Source organism: Gilliamella sp. CG25, assembly GCF_046635705.1.
In the GTDB taxonomy this organism is placed as follows: Bacteria; Pseudomonadota; Gammaproteobacteria; order Enterobacterales; family Orbaceae; genus Gilliamella; species Gilliamella apicola_I.
Window position 1 is genome coordinate 55,199 of the sequence record NZ_JBIDFJ010000008.1, and the last position, 25,416, is coordinate 80,614.

The 25,416-nt window shown below is 37.2% G+C and carries 20 protein-coding genes and 1 other RNA gene; 10 read left to right on the forward strand and 11 right to left on the reverse strand.

What is annotated here, in order from left to right:
* The first annotated feature begins 12 nt into the window (after positions 1-12).
* From ACGH6P_RS07620 to rlmB, 10 genes are all read left to right on the forward strand, one after another.
* Positions 13-573: an RseA family anti-sigma factor gene (locus ACGH6P_RS07620; protein ID WP_267350581.1), complete on the forward strand. Its 561-nt coding sequence runs from the start codon at positions 13-15 to the stop codon at positions 571-573.
* A 6-nt stretch (positions 574-579) separates the two neighbouring features.
* On the forward strand, positions 580-1,566 hold the full coding sequence (locus ACGH6P_RS07625) for a MucB/RseB C-terminal domain-containing protein (protein ID WP_411597168.1): 987 nt from the start codon (positions 580-582) through the stop codon (positions 1,564-1,566).
* A 155-nt stretch (positions 1,567-1,721) separates the two neighbouring features.
* Positions 1,722-3,518, forward strand: a complete 1,797-nt coding sequence (gene lepA / locus ACGH6P_RS07630) for a translation elongation factor 4 (RefSeq protein WP_065559570.1) — start codon at positions 1,722-1,724, stop codon at positions 3,516-3,518.
* 20 nt (positions 3,519-3,538) lie between these two features.
* Positions 3,539-4,540: a signal peptidase I gene (gene lepB / locus ACGH6P_RS07635; protein ID WP_411597169.1), complete on the forward strand. Its 1,002-nt coding sequence runs from the start codon at positions 3,539-3,541 to the stop codon at positions 4,538-4,540.
* Positions 4,541-4,545: 5 nt separating this feature from the next.
* Positions 4,546-5,226, forward strand: coding sequence for a ribonuclease III (gene rnc / locus ACGH6P_RS07640; RefSeq protein WP_267350575.1), 681 nt, complete (start codon positions 4,546-4,548; stop codon positions 5,224-5,226).
* On the forward strand, positions 5,223-6,128 hold the full coding sequence (gene era, locus ACGH6P_RS07645; RefSeq protein WP_411597170.1) for a GTPase Era: 906 nt from the start codon (positions 5,223-5,225) through the stop codon (positions 6,126-6,128). Before rnc ends, era begins: the two co-directional genes overlap by 4 nt.
* A 384-nt stretch (positions 6,129-6,512) precedes the next feature.
* Positions 6,513-8,105: a bifunctional phosphoribosylaminoimidazolecarboxamide formyltransferase/IMP cyclohydrolase gene (purH, locus tag ACGH6P_RS07650; RefSeq protein ID WP_411597171.1), complete on the forward strand. Its 1,593-nt coding sequence runs from the start codon at positions 6,513-6,515 to the stop codon at positions 8,103-8,105.
* 45 nt (positions 8,106-8,150) lie between these two features.
* On the forward strand, positions 8,151-9,443 hold the full coding sequence (purD, locus tag ACGH6P_RS07655) for a phosphoribosylamine--glycine ligase (protein ID WP_411597172.1): 1,293 nt from the start codon (positions 8,151-8,153) through the stop codon (positions 9,441-9,443).
* Between the two features lie 199 nt (positions 9,444-9,642).
* On the forward strand, positions 9,643-12,072 hold the full coding sequence (gene rnr / locus ACGH6P_RS07660; protein ID WP_411597173.1) for a ribonuclease R: 2,430 nt from the start codon (positions 9,643-9,645) through the stop codon (positions 12,070-12,072).
* Positions 12,073-12,825, forward strand: coding sequence for a 23S rRNA (guanosine(2251)-2'-O)-methyltransferase RlmB (rlmB, locus tag ACGH6P_RS07665; RefSeq protein WP_411597174.1), 753 nt, complete (start codon positions 12,073-12,075; stop codon positions 12,823-12,825).
* A 270-nt stretch (positions 12,826-13,095) separates the two neighbouring features.
* Here the strand turns inward: rlmB and ACGH6P_RS07670 are convergent, their stop codons facing one another.
* From ACGH6P_RS07670 to ACGH6P_RS07720, 11 genes are all read right to left on the reverse strand, one after another.
* Positions 13,096-14,556, reverse strand: a complete 1,461-nt coding sequence (locus ACGH6P_RS07670) for a catalase (RefSeq protein ID WP_411597175.1) — start codon at positions 14,554-14,556, stop codon at positions 13,096-13,098.
* Positions 14,557-14,850: 294 nt separating this feature from the next.
* Entirely contained in the window at positions 14,851-15,396 is a 546-nt protein-coding gene (locus tag ACGH6P_RS07675; protein ID WP_267379226.1) for a 5-formyltetrahydrofolate cyclo-ligase, read from the reverse strand.
* 24 nt (positions 15,397-15,420) lie between these two features.
* Positions 15,421-15,603: non-coding RNA, 6S RNA (ssrS, locus tag ACGH6P_RS07680), on the reverse strand.
* Positions 15,604-15,659: 56 nt separating this feature from the next.
* On the reverse strand, positions 15,660-15,953 hold the full coding sequence (gene zapA, locus ACGH6P_RS07685; RefSeq protein WP_065559560.1) for a cell division protein ZapA: 294 nt from the start codon (positions 15,951-15,953) through the stop codon (positions 15,660-15,662).
* Positions 15,954-15,960: 7 nt separating this feature from the next.
* The gene (gene dxs / locus ACGH6P_RS07690) at positions 15,961-17,823 is read right to left on the reverse strand and encodes a 1-deoxy-D-xylulose-5-phosphate synthase (protein ID WP_411590082.1); all 1,863 of its coding nucleotides are present in this window, start codon (positions 17,821-17,823) and stop codon (positions 15,961-15,963) included.
* Positions 17,824-17,838: 15 nt separating this feature from the next.
* Positions 17,839-18,711 (reverse strand): (2E,6E)-farnesyl diphosphate synthase, encoded by an 873-nt coding sequence (ispA, locus tag ACGH6P_RS07695; RefSeq protein ID WP_411597176.1) that lies wholly within the window; start codon positions 18,709-18,711, stop codon positions 17,839-17,841.
* On the reverse strand, positions 18,701-18,946 hold the full coding sequence (gene xseB / locus ACGH6P_RS07700) for an exodeoxyribonuclease VII small subunit (protein WP_065559557.1): 246 nt from the start codon (positions 18,944-18,946) through the stop codon (positions 18,701-18,703). The genes ispA and xseB overlap by 11 nt, the downstream gene beginning before the upstream one ends.
* A 130-nt stretch (positions 18,947-19,076) precedes the next feature.
* Entirely contained in the window at positions 19,077-20,444 is a 1,368-nt protein-coding gene (gene rmuC / locus ACGH6P_RS07705; RefSeq protein WP_411597178.1) for a DNA recombination protein RmuC, read from the reverse strand.
* 2 nt (positions 20,445-20,446) lie between these two features.
* Complete coding sequence (gene epmA / locus ACGH6P_RS07710) at positions 20,447-21,421, reverse strand: elongation factor P--(R)-beta-lysine ligase (RefSeq protein WP_267361064.1); 975 nt, start codon at positions 21,419-21,421, stop codon at positions 20,447-20,449.
* A 62-nt stretch (positions 21,422-21,483) separates the two neighbouring features.
* Positions 21,484-23,841 (reverse strand): glucans biosynthesis glucosyltransferase MdoH, encoded by a 2,358-nt coding sequence (gene mdoH, locus ACGH6P_RS07715; protein ID WP_411597179.1) that lies wholly within the window; start codon positions 23,839-23,841, stop codon positions 21,484-21,486.
* 10 nt (positions 23,842-23,851) lie between these two features.
* Positions 23,852-25,414 carry a glucan biosynthesis protein G gene (locus ACGH6P_RS07720; RefSeq protein ID WP_411597180.1) on the reverse strand — a complete coding sequence of 521 codons (1,563 nt, stop codon included), beginning with the start codon at positions 25,412-25,414 and terminating at the stop codon, positions 23,852-23,854.
* Positions 25,415-25,416: the final 2 nt, after the last annotated feature.

A 25,416-nucleotide genomic window follows, 5' to 3' on the forward strand; every position in this document is an offset into this window, starting at 1 on the left:
AAGGTATCTACTATGCGAATTGAACAGAAAGAGCAACTTTCATTGCTTATGGATGGCGAGTTTACAAGTGATCATTTCATTGATGAAATATCAAATGATGAAAGCCTTCAATCATGTTGGCATCGCTATCATATTGCCAGAGAAGCAATGCGTGGTGACTTGCATAGTAGCGCATTAACTTTGGATATTTCTAAACAAGTGGCAAACGCCATTGCTAAAGAAGATATCTATAACAAATTAACCAATCAACCTAATCAGGATGAAATATCGCGACCAAATAAACAAAATCTTATTTGGATTCGTCTCAAAGACGTCATGGCAAAAGTCAGTCAAGTTGGTCTTGCTGCTTGCGTTACTTTAGCGATTATTGCGGGTGTACAATATCAACAACGTCAATCTGATAGTGATAGTAATATCCCAACTTTAAATACCATCCCTGTTGGTGTCAATGTTGCGCCTGTTGGAGGACTACAGCAACAGAATGATCAGCAACTTCTAGAAAAAAGACAATATGATAAAATCAGATTACTTGTACAAGATTATGAACTGCAAAAAAGGTTAAATGCTCAGTAATCCGAAATGAAATTAAAATTTTATTCAAATTTCCAAACAATGATAAAACAGAGTAGCTATATATTTGCTAGTCTGTTTTTTCTGCTAATGTCCCTGTCAATTCAAGCTAGTGAAAATAATGATCCTGTCGCTCTGCTTAATAAAATGAGCAAGGCAGTGCAAACTCAAGATTATCAGATTCACTTCTTATCACAAGATAAAAATCAATACGTTAGTACATATGAATATACGCATTTAGGTGCGGAAAATAAAAAAGATGTCAAAGCGTTGTTACTTTATCTTGAAGGTGCTGCGAGAGAAATTATTTTACATGAAAACGTCATTAGCTACTTCCAACCGGATAGCGAGTCTTTTTCGATAAGCAGTTCACGAATTGTTGAGGCTTTCCCAGATATTATATATAACGATTTTAATGAACTTACCGATGTATATGACTTTACTTTATTAGGAAAAACACGGACAGCAAATCGTAGCGTACAATTGGTTAAAATGGTCGCAAAAGATAAAGATCGTTATAGCTATGTTATTTGGGTTGATGATGAAATTTACCTACCGATTCGTATAGATTTATTAGATCAACATAGCGAAATTATCAGCCAACTTAAAGTAGTCGATCTCGACGAAAATTTTGATAAAAAAGCAGTAAAGGAATACATCGAAACTCGAAGCTACCCTATTTTATTATCTATTGAAAAACAAGAAAACGTACTCGATTCATGGCGATTAGCATGGCTACCTAAAGGATTTAAAGAAGTGGCAGCATATAATGTCAATTTTTATAATTCAGATATAGCCACAAAGCTTTTTTCAGATGGCGTTTTTTCATTTACGGTCAATGTTTCTTCCGAAAAAGCAAATCAGGCTAATCAGTTTATCCAACAAGGTGGACGAACCATTTTTTCAACCAATATTGCTAAAAAGAATATTATCATTATTGGTAATCTACCGCGAACGACTATAGAACGTATTGCACAAAATATTATTGAGAAATAGTGGTTAACTTCTCGATAACGCTATGCTTAGCAGTGATAAATGTGTAAAATGCTACTCTTTCTAGCTTTATAATTATTATGAGATACTGTTTATCACTATTCGGTATTTAAATAGTTAATTGTTTACAACTAAAATACAAAATATAATTTATTGATATGAATAAAAATATCCGCAATTTTTCAATTATTGCTCATATTGACCATGGTAAATCTACACTTTCAGACCGCATCATACAAATTTGTGGAGGTCTGTCTGATCGTGAAATGGCAGCACAAGTTTTAGATTCAATGGATCTTGAACGTGAACGTGGTATAACAATTAAAGCACAAAGTGTTACTCTCGATTATCATGCAAAAAATGGTGAGACATATCAGCTTAATTTTATTGACACCCCCGGTCATGTTGACTTCTCTTACGAAGTATCGCGATCGTTAGCGGCTTGTGAAGGGGCGTTGTTAGTGGTTGATGCAGGTCAAGGCGTTGAAGCACAAACTCTGGCAAACTGTTATACCGCTTTAGATATGAATCTTGAAGTTGTCCCAGTGCTAAATAAAATTGATTTGCCCGCTGCTGAGCCGGAACGTGTGGCAGAAGAAATCGAAGATATTGTTGGTATTGATGCCTCTAATGCTGTTCGCTGTTCAGCAAAAACAGGTGTGGGGGTTATTGATGTACTCGAACAATTGGTTAATGATATTCCGCCACCTGAAGGTGATTCAAATGCACCTTTGCAGGCATTGATAATTGACTCATGGTTTGATAATTATCTTGGTGTTGTGTCTTTAATTCGCATTAAAAATGGTGAATTAAAGAAAGGGGATAAAATCAAAGTGATGAGCACAGGAATGACTTACAATGTTGATCGCCTTGGAATATTTACCCCAAAACAAGTCGACAAAACCTGTTTACAATGTGGTGAAGTAGGTTGGGTTGTCTGTGCAATTAAAGATATTTTAGGGGCTCCTGTTGGTGATACATTAACATCTGCTAAAACGCCAGCAGAAAACCCATTACCGGGGTTCAAAAAAGTAAAACCACAGGTTTATGCTGGGTTATTCCCGACTAGTTCGGATGATTATGAAGCCTTTCGTGATGCACTTGGAAAATTAAGCCTAAATGATGCATCGCTATTTTATGAGCCAGAAAACTCAGGTGCATTAGGGTTTGGTTTCCGTTGTGGTTTCCTTGGATTATTACACATGGAAATCATTCAAGAGCGGTTAGAGCGTGAATACAACTTAGATTTGATTACGACAGCGCCAACAGTAGTTTACGAAGTGCTGACAACGTCAAACGAGATAATCTATGTTGACAGCCCTGCTAAACTACCTGCTGTTAACAATATTCAAGAATTGCGTGAGCCTATTGCCGAGTGTAACATTTTGGTACCACAGACTTATCTTGGCAATGTTATTACACTTTGTGTTGAAAAGCGTGGGGTACAAACGCATATGGTTTATCATGGAAATCAGGTGGCGCTAACCTATGAAATCCCTATGACCGAAGTGGTTTTAGATTTCTTTGACAAGTTAAAGTCAACTTCTCGTGGTTATGCTTCATTGGATTACAGTTTCAAACGTTTCCAAGTTGCCGATATGGTCAGGTTAGATGTACTTATTAACGGAGAACGTGTTGATGCGTTAGCGTTAATCACTCATAAGGACAATGCACCTTATCGCGGTCGCGAATTAGTTGAAAAAATGAAAGATTTAATTCCACGTCAACAATTTGATATTGCTATTCAAGCAGCAATCGGAAATCATATCATTGCTCGTTCAACCGTTAAGCAATTACGTAAAAATGTATTAGCAAAATGTTATGGTGGTGACGTTAGTCGTAAGAAAAAACTTTTACAAAAGCAAAAAGAGGGTAAAAAACGCATGAAACAAGTGGGTAATGTTGAATTACCACAAGAAGCGTTTTTAGCTATTTTACATGTCGGTAAAGATTAACCAGTAAAAGAGGAAAAAAAATGGCTAATACATTCGCCATCATATTAACAATAGTAACATTGATAACAGGTATGTTTTGGTTTTTAGAAAAATACCGCTGGAAGCCTGCAAGACAGCGTAAAGTTGAGGAAGTCCGTAAACAGTGCAATGGCGAAATCGATGGAAAAGTGCTGGCTCAAGTCGGTAAACCTAAAGGTTGGGTAGAAAATTTAGCCTCATTTTTTCCTGTTCTTTTTGTTGTCTTTTTCATTCGCTCGTTTCTATATGAACCGTTTCAGATTCCGTCTGGTTCGATGATGCAGACACTTTTGATTGGTGATTTTATTGCTGTTCAGAAATATTCTTATGGATTGCGTGATCCCATTACTAATACGGTCATTATATCGACAGGGCATCCTAAAAGAGGAGATGTTGCTGTTTTTAAACACCCAGATGGTTCAAAAATTGATTTAATTAAGCGTGTAGTTGGCTTGCCAGGTGATAAAATTGTTTACTCAGTTCAAGACAAAAAACTCTTTATTTATCCTGCTTGCCAAAGTAGTGATACCAACTGTGTAGGGCAAAAAACGCAACCACTGGATTTACATTACAGTGAACCAAAATTAAGTAATTGGAAACAAGTTCATCAGCAATTCAAATCAGGGCCTAATTTTTATACTTTAGAACAGTATAAAGAAAAAGGGATTGCTGATTCAAACTCTGTCGTATCATTAAATTTAAACATACAACAAGAAACACTGGGTGATGAACCACACGATATTTTAACAACGGAAAACATAATTGAAAAACCTGAATATTTCTTCCATCAAAATGGACAACCGCTTGCGACTTGGGTTGTACCGGAAGGCAATTACTTTATGATGGGTGATAATCGTGATAACAGTGGCGACAGCCGTTATTTTGGATTCGTGCCTGAATCAAACTTCGTTGGTAAAGCGACAGCAATATGGATTAGCTTTGAAAAACAACCCGATGAATGGCCTACGGGGATTCGCTTTAGCCGTATTGGAGGCATACACTAGTCGCCATGAGTATTAAAAATTTAAAATCTTTGCAACAGTCGATTGGCTATCAGTTTCAAAACCTTTCGTTACTTGAATTAGCCTTAACTCATCGAAGTGCGAATAAACGACATAACGAACGCCTAGAGTTTCTAGGCGATTCTATTTTAAGCTTTGCCATTGCAGACGATCTTTTTCATCGATTTAAGCAGCAAGATGAAGGCGATTTAAGTCAGATGCGAGCAAGCTTAGTTTGTGGCACAACATTGGCTGAAATAGGTAAAGCATTCAATTTAGGAAATTATCTGACCTTAGGACAAGGTGAATTAAAAAGCGGTGGTTTTCGTCGGGAATCAATTATCGCTGATGCAGTTGAAGCCATTATTGGTGCGATCTATTTAGATAGTAATATTGAAAATGTCAGGCGGTTAATACTGTCTTGGTATCAGAGCCGGTTAGCAGAAATTAAACCGGGCGTGAAACAAAAAGATTCAAAAACAAGACTTCAAGAATACTTACAAGGAATCCATCAAGAACGTCCTTGTTATTTGATCCTTGAAGTTACAGGTGATAAACACGAGCAAGAATTTTTGATTCAATGCAAACTTGAAAATGATGATCATCAATATTTAGGGCGAGGACTTAGTCGCCGTAAAGCCGAACAAGCTGCTGCTCAACAAGCACTCAATCAATTAGGTATAAAATGACAGAAACAACACAACATTGTGGATTCGTTGCCATCGTAGGTCGACCAAACGTCGGCAAATCAACATTATTAAATCAATTATTAGGTCAAAAAGTTTCTATTACCTCGCGTAAAGCTCAAACAACACGTCATCGTATAGTGGGCATTGATACTCAAGGTAATGACCAAATAATTTATATCGATACACCCGGTCTTCACATTGAAGAAAAAAGAGCGATTAACCGCCTTATGAATCGAGCGGCAAGTAGCTCTATTGGTGATGTAGAGTTGGTGATTTTTGTCGTTGAGGGGACACACTGGACCGATGATGACGAAATGGTTGCTAACAAATTGAAAGATTGTAAGTCGCCAGTCTTATTAGTGATCAATAAAATTGATAATGTTACCGATAAAACCCAATTGTTACCTCATATTCAAGAAATCAGCCAAAAAATCAATTTTCTTGATGTCGTACCAATTAGCGCTGAAAAGGGTGAAGGCATTGATATCATCAAAGATATTGTGAAAAAACATTTACCGGTTGGTGAACACCATTTTCCAGAAGATTACATTACTGACCGATCGCAACGGTTTATGGCATCTGAAATCATTCGTGAAAAATTAATGCGTTTTTTAGGGGATGAATTGCCTTATTCGGTAACCGTTGAAATTGAACAATTCAAAGTTGATGAACGAACAGGCATGTATCGAATCAATGGTCTAATATTGGTCGAACGTGATGGTCAAAAGAAAATGGTTATTGGCAATAAAGGTGAAAAGATCAAAAAAATTGGGATTGAAGCGCGTAAAGATATGCAATCTTTTTTTGATACCAAGGTTCATTTAGAGTTATGGGTTAAAGTCAAAGCGGGTTGGGCTGATGACGAGCGTGCATTACGCAGTCTTGGCTATAGTGACGATTAAACCTTATTGCTTGGTTATTTAATGAGTTATCAATTTAGTTTAGGTTATTCCGCTTTATTGATAACTCATTTTTTAACCAAATAAATTTTATTGCGATAGGAATACATTAAAACTACCTATTTATCAATTTTTCGGTTACTACCAATCAAACAATACTCTTTATTTTTTAAAATCAGATCACTTTTATAGCTAAAAAAGCTTGTTCTATTTTTCAAGGTAAATTTTTAAATGCTCCATACACTACGCTTAAAATGCTAGATTCGCTTCGCGCGATATAATTAAATTTATCAGAATATAAACTAATCACTAAACATCGATGATGCTTTTATATATAATACCGATTCAATTGATTTGGATTTAAAGTATTAACTTCGGAGCCCCATCATGCAGCAGTTTCGACCTATTCATCGCGCTTTACTTAGCGTATCTGACAAAACCGGTATTATCGAATTTGCCCAAGCTCTTCATCAACGAAACGTTGAACTACTTTCCACCGGCGGTACAGCTAAATTGCTTATGAAACACAATATTCCCGTCATTGAGGTTTCAGACTATACCGGATTTCCTGAGATGATGGAAGGAAGAGTCAAAACGCTTCATCCTAAAATTCATGGTGGAATTTTAGGGCGGCGAGGTTTCGATGATGATGTGATGCATCAACATCAAATTGCACCGATTGATATGGTCGTGGTTAACTTGTATCCCTTTGCTGACACCGTCGCTAAATCAGATTGCCGTTTAGAAGATGCCGTTGAAAATATTGATATTGGTGGCCCCACCATGGTACGTGCCGCGGCTAAAAATCATCAAGATGTCGCTATTGTTGTTGATTACAATGACTATTCGACCATTATTGAATTGCTGGATCAGCAAGATAATTCTCTTAGCTACCCATATCGTTTCAATTTGGCGATTAAAGCTTTTGAACACACAGCAAAATATGATGGCATGATTGCCAACTATTTTGGGAAGTTAGTGCCGCCTTATTATGGTGAAACCGATAAAGTGTCTGGACAATTTCCACGAACATTGAATCTTCAATTTATCAAAAAGCAGGACATGCGTTATGGTGAAAATGCACATCAAAAAGCAGCTTTTTATATTGATGAAGATATAAACGACGCATCAATTGCGACAGCTAAACAATTACAAGGTAAGGCACTTTCTTATAACAATATTGCGGATGCGGATGCAGCACTTGAATGCGTTAAATCATTTGATGAGCCAGCGTGTGTGATTGTCAAACACGCTAATCCTTGCGGAGTGGCTGTGAGTGACACCCTTTTGAATGCTTACTTAAATGCGTTTAAAACCGATCCAACGTCTGCTTTTGGTGGGATTATTGCTTTTAATCGTTCTTTAGATGCAAAAACGGCAACCAGAGTTATAGAAAACCAATTTGTAGAAGTGATTATAGCACCGTCAATTAATGAAGATGCACTTGCCATAATGCAGACGAAAAAAAATGTACGGGTATTAGCATGTGGTCAATGGTCGCAATCATCGAATAGTCGTTTAGATTTTAAACGAGTAAATGGTGGACTGTTAGTTCAAGAACATGACTTAGGTATGGTCACCGAAAATCAATTGACAGTGGTGACCAAACGGCAACCAACTCAAAAAGAACTATCTGATGCACTGTTTTGCTGGAAAGTGGCTAAGTTTGTTAAATCAAATGCCATTGTTTATGCCAAAGACAACATGACCATTGGAATTGGAGCAGGACAAATGAGTCGTGTTTATTCAGCTAAAATAGCCGGTATTAAAGCGCAAGATGAAAATTTAGAAGTAGCAGGCTGTGTGGTCGCATCTGATGCATTTTTTCCATTCAGAGACGGTATTGATGCGGCGGCTAAAGTAGGGGTAACTTGTGTCATTCAGCCAGGTGGTTCTATCCGTGATGATGAGGTTATTCAAGCTGCAAATGAACATAATATTGCAATGATTTTTACTAATATGCGTCATTTTAGACATTGATCGTATAATATAAATGTCAGTTAAGAACAAATTAAAGGAATGGGTATGAAAGTATTGGTTATTGGTAATGGTGGTCGTGAGCATGCTTTAGCATGGAAAGCGGCACAGTCCCCCTTGGTTACAAAAGTTTTTGTCGCACCGGGTAATGCAGGTACAGCACTTGAGCCTAATTTAGAAAATATTAATATCAAAGCAAATGATATTAGTGGATTACTTAATTTTGCCCAGCAACAGCAAATTGATTTAACCATAGTGGGGCCTGAAGTCCCATTAGTACTTGGTGTTGTTGATAGTTTTCAAAAAGCCGGATTAAACATTTTTGGGCCAACTAAATCGGCAGCTCAGCTAGAAGGTTCTAAAGCTTTTACTAAAGATTTTTTAGCGCGTCACCAAATCCCCACTGCTGAATATCAAACTTTTACTGAAATTGATCCTGCCATTGCCTATATACGTGAAAAATGCGCCCCCATTGTGATTAAAGCCGACGGGCTAGCGGCCGGTAAAGGGGTTATTGTTGCCATGACCCTTGAAGAAGCTGAAAATGCTGTACGCGATATGCTAGCGGGTAATGCATTTGGTGATGCGGGTCATCGAGTGGTTATCGAAGAATTTTTAACGGGCGAAGAAGCTAGTTTTATTGTCATGGTTGATGGCAAGCATGTCGAGCCAATGGCAACAAGTCAAGATCACAAGCGAGTCGGTGACGGTGATACGGGTTTAAATACGGGAGGAATGGGCGCTTACTCTCCAGCACCTGTTGTGACAGATGAGGTGTTTACCAAAGTTATGGAACAAATTATCTATCCAACCGTAAATGGCATGGCTCAAGAAGGCAATGTTTATGTTGGTTTTTTGTATGCAGGTTTAATGATTGATAAACAGGGTAATCCTAAAGTAATTGAATTTAATTGTCGCTTTGGCGATCCCGAAACCCAACCCATTATGATGCGTATGCAATCAGACTTGATTGAGTTATGTTTGGCGGCGGTAAATGGTCAATTAAGTACGGTTAAATCCAACTGGGATCGAAGACCTGCATTAGGTGTCGTTATGGCTGCTGGTGGTTATCCGGGTGAATATAATACCCAAGATACAATCATTGGTTTACCTACTGAATCGACAGCTGATTGTAAAGTGTTCCATGCAGGTACGAGTTTTGAAAAAGGGCATGTGTTAACTAACGGTGGTCGTGTACTTTGTGTCACTGCTTTAGGAGATACGGTATTGGACGCTCAGCAACGTGCTTATCAACAAGTTGATAAAATCCATTGGCACGGCTGTTTTTATCGTCATGATATCGGTTATCGCGCCATTGAGCGTGAAAAAAACACTAAATAGATGAATAAAACATAATTGAATTTATATCATTTATAGGCTTAGAAATGGCGAATTAGATTCGGTTTTGATGTTAATAATTTAGTTTTGTTTAGCTATGTAAATTATATCGATAAAGATTAGTAGTAAAAAGGAATGTTTATTTTAAGTTACATAACTCTATGTTATGCTACCGATTAAATATGATCTCTGGATATTCCTTATGATAAACGATCCATTCTATGAACGAGAAGCGCAGAAATATGATTCACCGATAGCCAGTCGCGAATTAATATTAGATTACCTAACCAAAGAGGCGAAGCCTGCTAATTTAGAAAAAATTGCCCAAGCCGTTTCCATTAAAACTGAAGAACAAAAAGAAGCACTACATCGCCGCTTACGTGCAATGGAACGCGATGGTCAAGTCGTGTTTACACGCCGTAAATGTTATGCATTGCCTGAAAAGTTAGATATGGTTAAGGGGAAGGTGATTGCACATCGTGATGGTTTTGGCTTTTTACGTGTTGAAGGAAAACCTGAAGATTACTTTTTATCGCCAGAACAGATGAAAAAAGTCTTACAAGGTGATGTAATTTTAGCCCAACCACTGAGTAATCAATATCGTGGAAAAACAGAAGCACGTGTTGTGCGTATTTTAGAACCTCGCAGTAATTTAATTGTTGGTCGTTACTTTATTGAACAAGGCGTTGGATTTGTGGTGCCTGATGATAGTCGCTTAAATTTTGATATTTTAATCACTGGTAAACCGAAACGCACAGTACGCATGGGAACGGTCGTCGTTGTTGAGTTACAACAACGCCCAGAACGTCGTCAAAAAGCGGTCGGTGTCATTAAAGAAGTCCTTGGTGAAATCATGGGGACTAACTTAGCCATAGATATTGCTCTTCGTAATCATGAAATCCCATATGAATTTCCTAAAGCCGTTGAAAAAGAGGTGAGTAAATTTGGTGATGAAGTGCCCGAAAAAGCCAAAAAAGGGCGTAAAGATTTACGGGATCTACCTTTAGTTACCATTGATGGTGAAGATGCACGTGATTTTGATGATGCCGTGTATTGCCAAAAAAATCGTGGTGGAGGTTATAGATTATGGGTGGCAATAGCTGATGTTAGCTATTACGTCAGACCCGATAAAGCACTTGATAAAGAAGCCTGCTTACGCGGTACATCGGTGTATTTTCCTTCTCGTGTCGTGCCGATGTTGCCAGAAGCGTTATCAAATGGTCTTTGTTCGCTTAATCCACAGGTAGATAGACTATGTTTAGTTTGTGAGATGACCATATCAAACAAAGGTCGTTTGACCGGTTATCAATTTTACGACGCTGTGATGAATTCACATGCCAGATTGACTTACACGAAAGTTGCAAAAATTTTAGACGGTGATAAAGAACTCCGTCAACATTACCATGATTTAGTGCCACATTTAGAAAACCTATATGGCTTATCCAAAATATTGGATAAGTCACGAATTGCTCGTGGAGCGATTGGTTTTGAATCGGAAGAACCGAAATTCATTTTCAATGCCGATAAACGGATCGAAAGTATTGAGTTAGCACAACGTAATGATGCACATAAAATTATTGAAGAGTGTATGATTTTAGCTAATGTTGCAGCAGCAAAACTGGTGATTGAAGCGGACGTACCTGCTTTGTTTCGTGTTCATGATCGTCCTGATGAAGAGCGAATGAATAACTTACGTAGCATCTTACAAGAACTAGGATTATCGTTAGGTGGCGGTGGTAATCCAAAATCAAAAGATATTGCCGAATTGATGCTAGCGATTGAAGATCGTATTGATAGTGATATGTTACAGACAGTTATTTTACGTTCGATGAAACAAGCGATTTATGATCCAGAAAATCGGGGTCATTTTGGGCTTGCACTTGAAGAGTATGGTCATTTTACCTCGCCAATTCGACGTTACCCTGATTTACTGTTACATCGAACTATTAAGTGGATATTAGCCAATGAACAGCATAAAACCAGTAAGACAGGCGGGCATCGTTATACCATTAACGAAATGCTCTATTTTGGCGAACATTGTTCACTGACTGAACGTCGAGCCGATGAGGCAGTGCGTGATGTGGTTGATTGGCTCAAGTGCGATTATATGCAAGATCATGTGGGTGAAGTCTTTAATGGTACCATATCAAGTGTTGTGAACTTCGGGTTTTTTGTCAGATTAGATGATCTGTTTATAGACGGTTTGGTACATGTTTCATCGCTTGAAAATGATTATTATATATATGACGCATCTCGAAATCGTTTAATTGGTGAAAATACCCATTACAGTTACCGTTTAGGTGATAAAGTTAGCGTTAAAGTAGAAAATGTTAATCCTGAAGAAAGAAAAATTGATTTTGCCTTGGTCAGTAGTAATAATAAGCCTAAGCGTCATGGTAAAACCGCAAAAACTAAGGCTAAACAGCTAAATGATAAAAATAATAACGATATTGCACCGGCTAAAAAGCGTAAAAGCAAAAAACAAGTAGTGAGTGGCAGCGTTAGAAAAAAGGTGAAAGCGACAAATAAAAATAAAGGAAAGCGCAAAAAGGTAGATAAAAATGCGGTTCAAATCGCATCGACATCAACAAGTAAAACGGCTAAAAGTAAGAAAGTAAAGAGTAAAAAATAGATGAGTGAAACAGTTTACGGTATCCATGCTATAGAAGCACTTTTAACACGTGCCCCTGAAAGAATTATTGAGGTTTACATCGCCAAAGGGCGGGAAGATAAACGTCTTAATAGTCTTGTGCATGAAATAGAACAACTTGGTTTAATCGTGAAAATAACCCATCGCCAGTGGTTAGATGACAAATCTAAAAATGGTGTACATCAAGGTATTTTAGCAATAGTAAAACCCTGTCGTACCTATCAAGAAAATGACATTCCATTACTAGTTGAACAGCAACCCAATCCCGTTATTCTGATTTTAGATGGCGTAACAGATCCACATAATCTTGGTGCCTGCATCAGAACAGCAGACGCCGCAGGGGTTAATTTTATTATTGTCCCGAAAGATCGTTCGGCTCCGCTTAATTCGACGGCACAAAAAGTGGCTTGTGGAGCAGCTGAAAGTATCCCTGTTGTTCGGGTAACCAATTTAGCTCGTACTATGCGAATGTTACAAGATGAGTATCATGTGTGGATTGTGGGCACAGCTGGAGAAGCAGAACGCACACTTTATCAAACTGACTTTTACAAATCATCAACAAATATTCCATTGGCTCTGGTTATGGGCGCAGAAGGGGAAGGTATGCGACGTTTAACCAAAGAACATTGTGACGAATTGGTCAGTATTCCAATGGCGGGAATTGTGTCATCGCTGAATGTCTCGGTAGCAACGGGCGTTTGCTTATTTGAGATAGTCAGACAAAAAAATAAGTAGTTAAAAAAGGACAATAAGCTTGGTTTAGTTAAACCACTAACCAAGCTGTAAATAAAACAATATTTGATTGTTTTCTCAAGAAATTCTTCCAAATAACCATCAAAACAGTTTTATATTTATCTATGAATTTTCAACAATAGAGTTAAGTCCTGTTCGCCAGCCAAAATAAGAGTAAATACAAATAAATAGCCTGTTTATTTAACTTAGCGCTAAATGTATTAACCATACAGTGCCGATTAAGCAAAGTCGGCACTGTGGTTATAAGGTGAACTAACTTTTGATAAGATCGATTTCAATTCCTAACCCATTGGCAACACCGGAACCATAATCAGGGTGGACTTTATAAAAGTGTTTAAGCTGTCTAATTTGGATATCACGATCAACGTTTTTCATTGAACCGACAATATTATCAATCAGGAGCTGTTTTTGATCGGGACGCATTAAATTGAATAATGCGCGTGGCTGTGAATAGTAATCATCGTCAACACGATGATCATGTCTATCCATTGTACCAGCAGGCACATGCATCGGTGGCTCAGCATATTGTGGTTGTTGTTTAGGTGCGCTATCAACACTATTTGGCTCATAATTAGGCGCATTATCTGGTGTATAAAAGCGCATAGCTCCATCACGTTGATAATTGTGTACCGGACATTTCGGCGCATTGATCGGTAATTGTTGGTAGTTTGTGCCTATACGATAACGATGTGCATCGGCATAAGCAAAAATTCGCCCTTGTAACATCTTATCTGGCGATAACCCCGTTCCAGGCACGACATTACTTGGTTCAAATGCGGCTTGTTCAACTTCAGCAAAATAGTTTTCTGGATTACGATTAAGTTCCATTACGCCCACTTCAATTAATGGATACTGTTTTTGTGACCACACTTTTGTCACATCAAAAGGGTTTTCAGGATGATGATTGGCTTGTTCTTCAGTCATTACCTGCATGTAAAGGCGCCATTTAGGGTAGTCACCGCGTTCAATTGCATTAAATAAGTCTTCTTGTGCTGAGTCGGGATTACTACCATCTAATTCGGCTGCTTTTTTAGGATGGATATTTTTAATACCTTGTTCCGTTCTAAAATGCCATTTAACCCAAGTGCGAACATTATCTTTATTAATAATACTGTAAGTATGACTACCAAAACCATGCATATGTCTAAAGCCGTCAGGAATACCACGGTCAGAGAACAGAATGGTGACTTGATGAAGTGATTCCGGTGACAAAGACCAAAAATCCCACATCATTTGCGGATCTTTTAAGTTGGTTTTAGGATCACGTTTTTGGGTATGAATAAAATCCGGGAATTTGAGGGCATCACGTATAAAAAATACCGGTGTATTGTTGCCAACAATATCCCAGTTACCTTGATCGGTATAAAATTTTACAGAAAATCCCCTAGGATCACGGGCTGTATCGGATGAACCTCGTTCACCGCCAACAGTTGAAAATCGGGCAAACACGGGAGTTTGTTTCCCCACTTTGGTAAAAATACTGGCATAAGTATATTGAGTGATATCATTAGTCACGGTAAATGTACCATGCGCACCCGATCCCTTGGCATGTACACGTCTTTCAGGAATGTTCTCACGATTAAATTGTGCAAGTTTCTCAATAAGCTGATAATCATCAATTAATACAGGGCCTCGAGGACCTGCGGTACGGGAATTTTGATTATCGGCTATTGGTGCTCCATTGTTGGTGGTTAAGGCTTTTTTTTCTGACATTGCTACACTCCTTTTTATTATAAAAAAAAGTCTTAAGAAATAAAATTCCACCATGAGTTAGAATATTTATTCCCTAAGACTTGAGTATGAAACAATAATACAAAACAAAAAAAGAACTAAAAGGATGAATAACATACTGTAAAAAGAAAGATTGTAATTTACAAATTATTACTTTTGAATAGCCATTGTTTAAAAAAACAAAGTTAAGAAATGAAGCGTAAATAAGTATACAACTATTCAATTTTAAATGATACAAATTTCAATCACTTTTTTTAATATAATTGTAAAGGTGATTCAGGCATAAATGATTTGAGGTAATTGGATATCCCAAGGTTGATTGCTTAGTTGCTGAACTTTTTGGCAGGCAAACCCTAAACCAATCGGTAAAATTTGGTCTGCTTTATAATTAGCTAACAAACGATCATAAAATCCGCCACCCATTCCTAAACGATAACCTCGATCATCGAATGCAACTAAAGGAGTGAAAACAATATCCAATTTTTGATGGGGAATGACATCTAATACATTTAAAGCGGGTTCTAAGATACCATACTTATTTTTGATTAATTGACTGTAAGGGGTGTATTGAATAAAAAGTAAGTGAGTAGGTACAAAAGGATGAATTATCGGTAAATAGACAGCTTTATTTTGCTGCCATAAATATTCAATAATAGGTTTAGTTTCAATTTCGCCATCGAAAGAGAGAAATATTGCGATATTCTTGGCTTGACCAATCGCAGTATGATCAGCAATTTTTTGGTAAATACGTTGCTGGGCAATTTGACGTTCATGAGGCGATAATTGACGCCTTTTTTGGCGAATAATCTGTCGGATGTTCATTAAGTTATCACTTATGAAGAAAAGGAAAACTCCAAGATGTCGTTAGGGTCGTAACCCTTGAACCCAAGGTTCAAGGTGAACAACGTGTTTTAATTTTTAGGTTTCCTTAATATTAAGGCATACACACCAATTAAAAGTCACATCATTCTAAAGTAAAGAATATCGGCTCAGGGGACTAACCCTTAATCGCGAACATCCCAGAGATGGGTAACATAATACAAAATTTGAAAAATCATACAATAGTATTTTTATTAAATTTACAATTAGAGTGATTCATTGTTCGAGTTTAAAGCTGAATCAAGTAACTGTTGTAATAATTTTAAGCGACCACTAAACTGATCACTCTTTTCTTTTTCTTTAGTCAGTTCGTAAGAGATATTCAGTGCAGCCGTCATAATTAGTTGATCACTTCCAACTTGTGGTGATTTTTCACGTAAATTTGTCAAGCGTAGATCGAGATCTCTCGCAGCATTATTGAGGGCGTCCACTTCATCAACTGGACAATTAAATTTCAACGTTCGTCCAAAAATTTGAATAGTGACAGCTTGAGTTTCCATATTTTACCTATTGATTTATAAATTTATTGATTTTATCGATAATATGTTCTGAGTTTAATCCCATTTCAGCCCTAATTTCACTTTGTGATCCTTGTGGAATAAACCTGTCAGGTAATCCAATGTTTAAAATATCACATTTTATTTTTTTCGATAACAGGAATTCATTGATGCTACTTCCTGCTCCGCCTTTAATACTATTTTCTTCTATTGTGACTAGTATATTATGGGTTTGGCTAATCTGCAAAAGTACTTTCTCATCTAATGGTTTTACAAAGCGCATATCAATAACTGTAGCATTAATTTGCTCGGCAGCTTGTAAAACTTCAGGGAGTAATGTGCCAAAATTGAGTAAAGCTATTTTTTCGCCTTCTCGGCATACCTTAGATTGACCTAATGGAATGGCATTTAAAGGTGCTAGCGGTGTTCCTGTTCCTTCTCCTCGAGGATAACGTACCGCTGCAGGCCCTTGATGAAGATAGCCAGTATATAGCATTTGACGACATTCATTTTCATCACTTGGTGTCATGATAACTAGATTTGGTATACATCTTAAAAAACTTAAATCAAATGCCCCTTGATGGGTTTCTCCATCTGCACCCACGATCCCCGCACGATCTATCGCAAACAAAACAGGCAGATTTTGTATTGCAATATCATGAATAACTTGATCATAAGCACGTTGTAAAAAAGTAGAATAGATTGCCACAATCGGTTTAAAGTCACTAATAGCAAAACCTGCCGCTAACGTTACCGCATGTTGCTCAGCAATAGCCACATCATAAAACTGGTTGGGATAACGTTTAGCAAATTCAGTCATACCAGAACCTTCACTCATTGCGGGGGTAATAGCGATCAATCGCTCGTCCTTTTCTGCCATTTCACACAGCCATTCACCAAAAACTTGCGAATAGGTGGGTGCAATTTTTTTATCTAACGGGAAAGTTCCATCAATAGGATCAAACTTTGGTACACCATGCCAGAGTGTCGGGTTCTTTTCAGCAGGCTCATAGCCTTTCCCTTTCTGTGTAATGACATGCAATAACTGAGGACCTTTTAATTGTCGCACTCTTTGTAATGTGGAGACTAAATTTTCAATATCATGTCCGTCAATGGGGCCAATGTAATTAAAACCCAGTTCTTCAAATAAAATGGCAGGAGTGATTAAACCTTTTAAATGTTCTTCTGTTTTTTTAACTAACTCTTTTAATGGCGGAATATTGGAAAGAACACGTTTGCCACTTTCTCGAAAAGAAGTATAGGCCTTACTGGATAGAATTTGCGTTAAATGTTGATTTAATGCTCCGGTATTTTCAGAAATGGACATATCATTATCATTTATAATCACTAACATATCGGGTTTGATATGACCTGCATGATTCATTGCTTCAAATGCCATGCCTGCTGTTAATGCACCGTCTCCGATAATGGCTGCAACTTTTTGACCTGATTGTTTTTTTTGTTCACTAATGGCAATACCCAATGCTGCACTGATTGAAGTTGAAGAATGTCCTGTAGTTAATACGTCATATTCGCTTTCTTCTCGATGTGGAAAAGAATGTATGCCGTCTTTTTGGCGAATAGTCAGCATCTGATCACGGCGACCCGTTAAAATTTTATGTGGATAGGCTTGATGTCCAACATCCCAAATAATTTTATCGAATGGCGTATGATAAACGTAATGGAGGGCGACCGTTAATTCAACTACGCCAAGACCGGAAGCTAAATGTCCACTGGATTGACTTACACTAGTTAACAAAAATTGCCTAAGCTCACGACAAATCGCAGATAATTGCGAAAGCGGATAGCGCCTAAGATCGGTTGGAGAGTTAATTTGTTTTAATAGCGGATAATTATCTAAATTCATCTTTATTATTGAGTGAGTGTGTTAACTATTACGATTAATAATATAACTAGCAAGGTCTTGTAATGGCTTACTATTATAAGGTATTTGCTTCACACTATCGATAGCTTGTTGATAAAGTTGTTGTGTCAACTGTTGCGCATTTTTTAATCCCATTAAGGCCGGATAAGTGCTTTTTTCATGCGCAATATCTGAACCTTGTGGTTTTCCCATAATGGCTTGTTCGCCAATAATATCTAAAATGTCATCTTGAATTTGAAAAGCAAGTCCAATTGCCTTTGCATAATGATCTAAATTAGCATAATAAGGGATAGCTTGATTACCGCTCGCATAGGCGCCCAAGCGTATCGCTGCTTTTATCAAAGCGCCAGTTTTGTAGCAGTGAATTTTTTGTAAATGCTCAAGTGATATCGATTGGTGTTCAGCTTGTAAATCAAGTGATTGTCCTAAACACATCCCATCTAAACCACTTGCTTGTGCCAGCTCGGTTATCATTCTAATTTTGGCTTGATCATCGATGAATTGGCTTTCAGCTAATAATGTAAATGCTAATGATTGTAATGCGTCTCCGGCTAAGATAGCCTGTGCTTCATTAAATTGAATATGGCAAGTAGGTTTACCTCGCCGTAAATCATCATTATCCATAGCAGGAAGGTCATCATGAATAAGCGAATAGGTATGGATTGATTCAATTGCGGCTGCCGGTTCGTCCAAATTAGCAAGTGGACAACCAAACATTTGACCTGTTAAATAGACTAAAATAGGGCGTATTCGCTTACCACCAGCAAGTAAACTGTAACTCATAGCTTGTTGCAAAGTCGATGCCGATTTTTCTGATAAATACGACGTTAAAAAAGCATCAATACGATCTTGCAACGTTTTTAAGTTATTCATCATCATCCACTAAAAAATCTGACAATTCAGCATCACTATTTTCAGATAATAAAATTTGTATCCGTTGCTCTGCTTGTTTTAACTGTTTTTGACCCGCTCTGGCAAGCTTGACCCCTTTTTCAAATTCATTCAATGCTTCATCTAGGGGGAGGTCACCATTTTCTAAATGTGTGACGATAGTTTCAAGCTGTTTCAGTGTTTCTTCAAAACTCGGTTCTTTAGTCGTTTTTTTGGGCATAAGGTAATCCTCTTTTTACTCAGTGAGTATACACGTTATTTTAAGAATGGTGAATGACACTTTATCTGTATATTCTAGCATTTAGCGATCTTCAATGCCTGACGTTCTTCATTATCAATACAATACCTACTTATAATGATTGATTTAAAATAGTCTCTTGCTTCTGCTCCAATTCATCTAGTGACACTAAAGCAAGATCAGGATCGATCGGTTTTTTAACTTCAACACCTAATTCCCGAAATTTTTCAATTTGACCAATGACGTTACCTCGTCCTTTAGCCAATTTATTCATTGAATTTTGAAATGTTTGTTGTGCTTTATCTAAACAGTTACCCAAATTTTCCATATCCTCAACAAAACCACGGACTTTATCATAAAGTTTACTTGCTCTATCGGCAATTAATTCGGCATTACGATTTTGATATTCAAATCGCCATAGATTATGAATAGTTCGCAATGCCACTAAAAGCGTGGTTGGACTGACTATCATAATATTATTTTTTAGTGCCTCATTGATTAATGAGGGATCCTGATCTATGGCACATAAAAAAGCGGGTTCGACGGGAATAAACATCAGAATATAATCTAACGAATTAATGCCGATAAGTTTATGATAGTCTTTTTGGCTAAGTTGTTTAAGATGATTACGGACTGCTATCAAGTGGTCTGACATGGCTTTAGCTTTGATGACCTCATCTTCGCCATTAAAATAGCGCTCATAAGCAACAAGGGTGACTTTTGAATCAATCACAACATCACCACCTTGAGGTAAATGTACAATAACATCAGGCTGTAATCGTCGATTATCGTCATTGGTTAGATTTACTTGTGTTTCATATTCATAACCTAAACGTAATCCAGAATTATCCAAAATTTGACTGAGGATAAATTCACCCCAATTTCCTTGAGTTTTATTATTTCCTTTTAAGGCATTGGTAAGATTAATCGCTTCTTTAGTCATAAGCTCATTGAGTTGCTGCAAATTACGAATTTCGTGTGTCAGTGTATGACGCTCTTTCGCTTCTTGACCAAAACTATCTTGAACTTGTTTTTTAAAGCCTTCTAACTGCTCTTTAAGTGGTGACAATAAAAAATCTAAACTTTGTTTATTTTGTTGTTCAATTTTTTTACCACTGTGTTCAAATATGCGGTTAGCTAAGTTTTCAAATTGGGTTGTAAGACGTTGCTCGCTTTGTTCAAGAATAGTTTGACGTTCATGCGCAGAATTAAGCGTTTCTTCTAAGCGAGTTTTCAGTTCGCTAATTTTCATATTTTGAGCAACGTGTTGTTGTCGATACGCATTAAGTTCATTTTCTAACTGCATGACTTGTTTGACAAGAGTCTGCAATTCCTCTTTTTTCTGTGACAATTGAATATCAAATAATTGTTTGAGATTATGGCTGGTAAATTGGTACTTAAAAACGATTATCAATAAAATTAAGGATACACAACAAAAAATAATTGCAATCCAATCAATTAATCCCAACGCAGCAAGCATAATTAAGCCCTTTCAAAAGTAAATGATACCACATCCGCTAAGCTTTGTGACTCAAGCGCTAGCATGATTAGGCGATCTAATCCTACCGCAACGCCTGCACAATCAGGCAATCCTGCTTCCATTGCTGCTAATAATTCAACATCAATATTTTGTTGTGGTAAGTTTAATTTGGTGCGATCCAGATTATTTTGTTCAAATCGTAGCTTTTGTTCTTGCGCATTTGTCAGTTCTTTAAATCCATTGGCAAGTTCTACACCTTTATAATAGAACTCAAAACGACTTGCAACACGATGATCTTCGGAACTGATAGTGGCTAATGCTGCTTGAGAAGCAGGAAAATTAAAGACAGCTATGGGTCTATCTTTCCCGATATGCGGTTCAACGCCTAAGGTAAACAAGCACTGTAATAATGAATCTCGATCATAATCTTCAGTTTTAATACCCATGTTGAGTTGATTTGCAGCAGTAATTAATGTTTGGTGATCTGCTTCGAGCGGGTCGATATTTAAATGACGTTGAAAAGCTTTTTGGTATGAAATTCTTTCAGCTGGCTCACAATCTAAGACGTATTGTAATAGATCGTCGACTTCGTTGATCATTTGCATCATATCAAATTGAATTCGATACCATTCAAGCATAGTAAACTCGGGATTGTGAATTCGACTCACTTCTTCATGATTACGAAAGGATTTACAGATTTGATAAATAGGACCACTGCCCGCAGCCAGTAAGCGTTTCATATGGTATTCAGGACTGGTAATGAGCGTCATTTTTTGTCCTTGAGATAGTTCAAATTCGCCTGGTTTATAAAAAGTGGTATCAAAGGAACTTAAATGCACATCCGTGACAGCATATTGGCTTAAAGTTGGAGTTTCAACTTCTAAAATACATCGGTCAGCAAAGAATTGTCTTACTTGAGAAACGATTTTTGCGCGCTTAAGAAGGTTAGTGATAGATGCAGAAGGTTGCCAAGTCATAAAAAAATCCATGAGGGTTGATAATTCATAAAAAAGAAATAGGGCTAAAGCCCTATAAATTACTATTGACGCTCATTTTGCCATAATTGGAACAAATTGTCGTATTTTTCTTGTTGCAGCCAAATATGGCGATGCAATTGAGAAAGGATGAAAGGATCTTCTAAAATTGCTAATTGTTGTTCTTTAGTAATTTTTTCAAGATCTGTGTGTAAATAGTGATGAACTAATTCGTCACGTACTAATTGATTTTTTTCATTCGCTAAATGACGTGAAGTAGATAATGCACATGCCAGCGCATTATAAACCGGATCTACAAGTGCCATAATAAAGCCATGTTGCACAAAAGCAGCCTCGGTTTGTTGTAAATAATCGTCTGTCAATGTGACGGCACGAGTTGGATGCGTTTCTTCAGGGGTTAAAAATAAACCTGCTTTTTGAGCTTTGATTCCCACACTAGAAAGACCCGAAACACGAATAACCAATGGAGAAATAGTTAACGGTATCAGGATTGCAATGTACCAATAGGTAAATTGCGGGTTGAGCCAAATTATTATCGCTAACCAAATAATGCCTAATATTGACAGTGGCCAGCAAAAATAGAATGACTCGCCCCATGTTAACGCGTCATCATTTCGTGAAGGGGATTTCCACTGGATTTTACTACCCAACCATGCTTTTACCACAAATTTACTATGAAATATCATGCGGATAGGGGCTAAAATCATCGACCATATCATTTCAATAAGGATAGATAAGGTTAATTTAAAAATTCCACCTACGTCTTTTGCTCTGGTTTTGGCAATGATAATACCATAGCTAAAAAATTTTGGCGCAAATAATAATATTAACGTTGTCGATAATAGTCTTATTGCTAACTGTTCATCCCATTTAGGCCAAGTAGGATAAAATTGATTGGATTGGTAAAAATATTGTGGTTCTGAAATGTTAAATACCAATAATAATAATGTAGAAAAGATTAAAAAGATCAACCATAAAAGTGACGATATATAAGCCATACCACTGGTCAAAAACATAATGCGGTGGGTGAAGGTAATTCCACTTTTAAAGATTAATCTTAAATTGATTAGATTTCCCATACACCAGCGATTATCTCGTTTAAGATCTTCAATCATGTTGCCAGGAAGCTCTTCATAGCTACCATTAAGATTATAAGCAATCCAAACTCCATAACCAGCCCGTCGCATCAATGTCGCTTCCACAAGATCATGTGACAATATATGAAGAGGCCCTTTACGTTTTTGTAAAGGCGACAAAATACAGTGTTCAATAAAAGGTTTTAAACGAATCATCGCATTATGTCCCCAATATTGTGCTTCACCCAATTGCCAAAAGTGAGTACCTGAACAAAATATATCACTATATATTTGATTAGCGAATTGTTGAATACGCCCATAGAGTGTTTTCATTCTGACTGACTTCGGAGGGGATTGCAAAATACCTGCATTAGGTGTCATTTCCATCATGGCAATCATTTTTAAAATACAGTCGCCAGTCATAATACTGTCTGCATCAAGAATCATCATATATTCATATAAATGACCCCAACGACGACAAAAATCATCGATGTTACCACTTTTACGTTTTACACGACGTTTGCGGTGACGGTAAAAAATTTGACATCCGTTATCGGCTTTTTTAGCGTTGAAATCAGCCCAAGCTTTCAGTTCATTAACATAAAGATCGGGATCATTGGTATCACTTAAAATGTAAAAGTCACAACATGCGGCATGACCGGTTTCGACGAGTGATTGGTAAGTTGCTTCTAATCCGGCAAAAACACGTGCCACATCTTCATTACAAATTGGCATAACTAAAGCAGTGCGATGCGTATTGTCAATATGGGATGCAGGATCAGTTGGAATCGGTATGGTGAATCGATCTTTACCTATGACCGCCAAAATTAATCCCATAATACTTGTCCAAAAACCAATTGAGATCCAACAAAACAAGATAGCAAACAGGACTATTATAATTCCTTGAATAATATAGGGAATCACGTTATATATTGCCAGTTCAGGATTTAGCTGCCAATTAGCCATAAAATTAATTTTGTCCCAACTTTGATAGGGTAGCAAAGAAGATAAATAATTTGTGCCTAAATAAGTTTGAATGGCAATCAACAAAAACATGATCAAACGCCGAATTGTGGCAATAAAACTTCTATTTGGCTTGGATTTTGCTTTGAAAGGTTTATTCCAAATTTGAGGTTGGATTGCTACACGCTCAATGTCTGGATAGGTAGGTTGTTGCTTTCTGTCATCATTAAAATCACGAGTATCACTAATTTGATGCAAGCGATACTTCAAAAATGCCACATCATCAGAAGGCATTTCCTGTTCATTTGATTTCTGACACCAGTTATCGGCGTCAGAAAGATGTGAAAAGTAATCATTTTTCATAGGATTATCACTATTGTGCAGGGTATTGACCACTCCATGTTTCGGATAAAATTTCGTTAGTTTTCTCAGAAGCTAATTGAATACGAATATCAGTGGCTTTTTTGTTATCTTCAACATTAAACCTTACAATGACACGCCATCCTTTAGTGACTGAATTATATTGTGAGTCTGTGCTAACAATCGATCCATTGGTGATACTTGAAATCACCTTAACAGGTATTTTATTGGATAATTGAGGTCCTGCAAAATCAATGACGTAAGCATTAGAACCATCAAGTTTACGAATTAGATTTGCCTGTTTGATATCGCCTAGCGATAAACGCGTACTAACTGCTCTGGCAACATTACTTGGATAACGTTGCTGATCATTTAACGTATAGTGTAATCGATAGCTAATATCAAGAACATCACCAGCATTGTACTGTTTTTTCGGAACCCAGAACGTTACGATATTATCGTTAGTTTCATCGGCGGTCGGTATTTCAACGAGTTCCACACGACCTTTTTGCCAATCGCCAAGAATTTCTGTCCAAACACTTGGTCTTTGCTCATAATGGTCGTCAAGGTCTTGGTAATCTTGAAAACCATTATCACGTTGAATCAAGCCAAATTGTTTAGGGTTTTCCAAGCTATAAGATGAAAACGACAGACGCTTAGGATTATTTAACGGACGCCAAATCCATTCATTATTGTTGGTTAAGATGGATAACCCATTGGAATCATGCATAGCAGGGCGATAATTCAAAATTGGCGAAGGTTGATTTGGCCCGTATAAAAACATACTGGTTAAAGGTGCAACACCAAGTTTTTTTACCGATGTACGGAAGAAAATTTTAGCTTCAACCGTGACAGTGGTATCAACACTTGGGATTAACGTTATTTTGTATGCACCTGTTACACTAGATGAATCAAGAAGCGCATAAATCACTAAATGTTTCTGATTCGGTTCGGGTCTTTCTATCCAAAATTCTTTAAAACGTGGAAACTCTTCTCCCGATATTTCACCTGTATCGATAGCAAGCCCTCTCGCTGAAAGACCATAGATTTGGTTTTTACCTATTGCCCGAAAGTAACTACCACCGAGTGCAGTAAAAACTTCATCATCGGTTTTGGTTGGCGAATTGATAGGATAATGTACTTTAAATCCCGCAAAGCCTAAATTTTTAGTATCTAATTTATCTAAGTGAATCTGACTAAGATCAAAATAACTAGGATCATATTTTATTTCTTGAGCGTGATTATTGACGACCTCATTAATCTTAACGGGGGTATCGAAATACATGCCTTCATGATAAAACTCAAGTTTAAAACGAGTATCTTCATCATTCCAATAAGCTTTTTGATGATTAAATTGAATTTTCTGATAGTCTGCAAATTGTAATGATGCAAGTTCACTCGGGATATTTTTGGATGGTTGCTGATAAGCTTTTTTTGACAAGTCTTTAGCTTTGTTTATCACATCCTCATACGAAAATGCCCAAGAAGAAAAGCTAATTAACGAAACAGCACACACGCAAAATATTTTGCATGTGACTGTTTTATAAAATTGGCTGTTTGGCAATAAATTGTGCATAA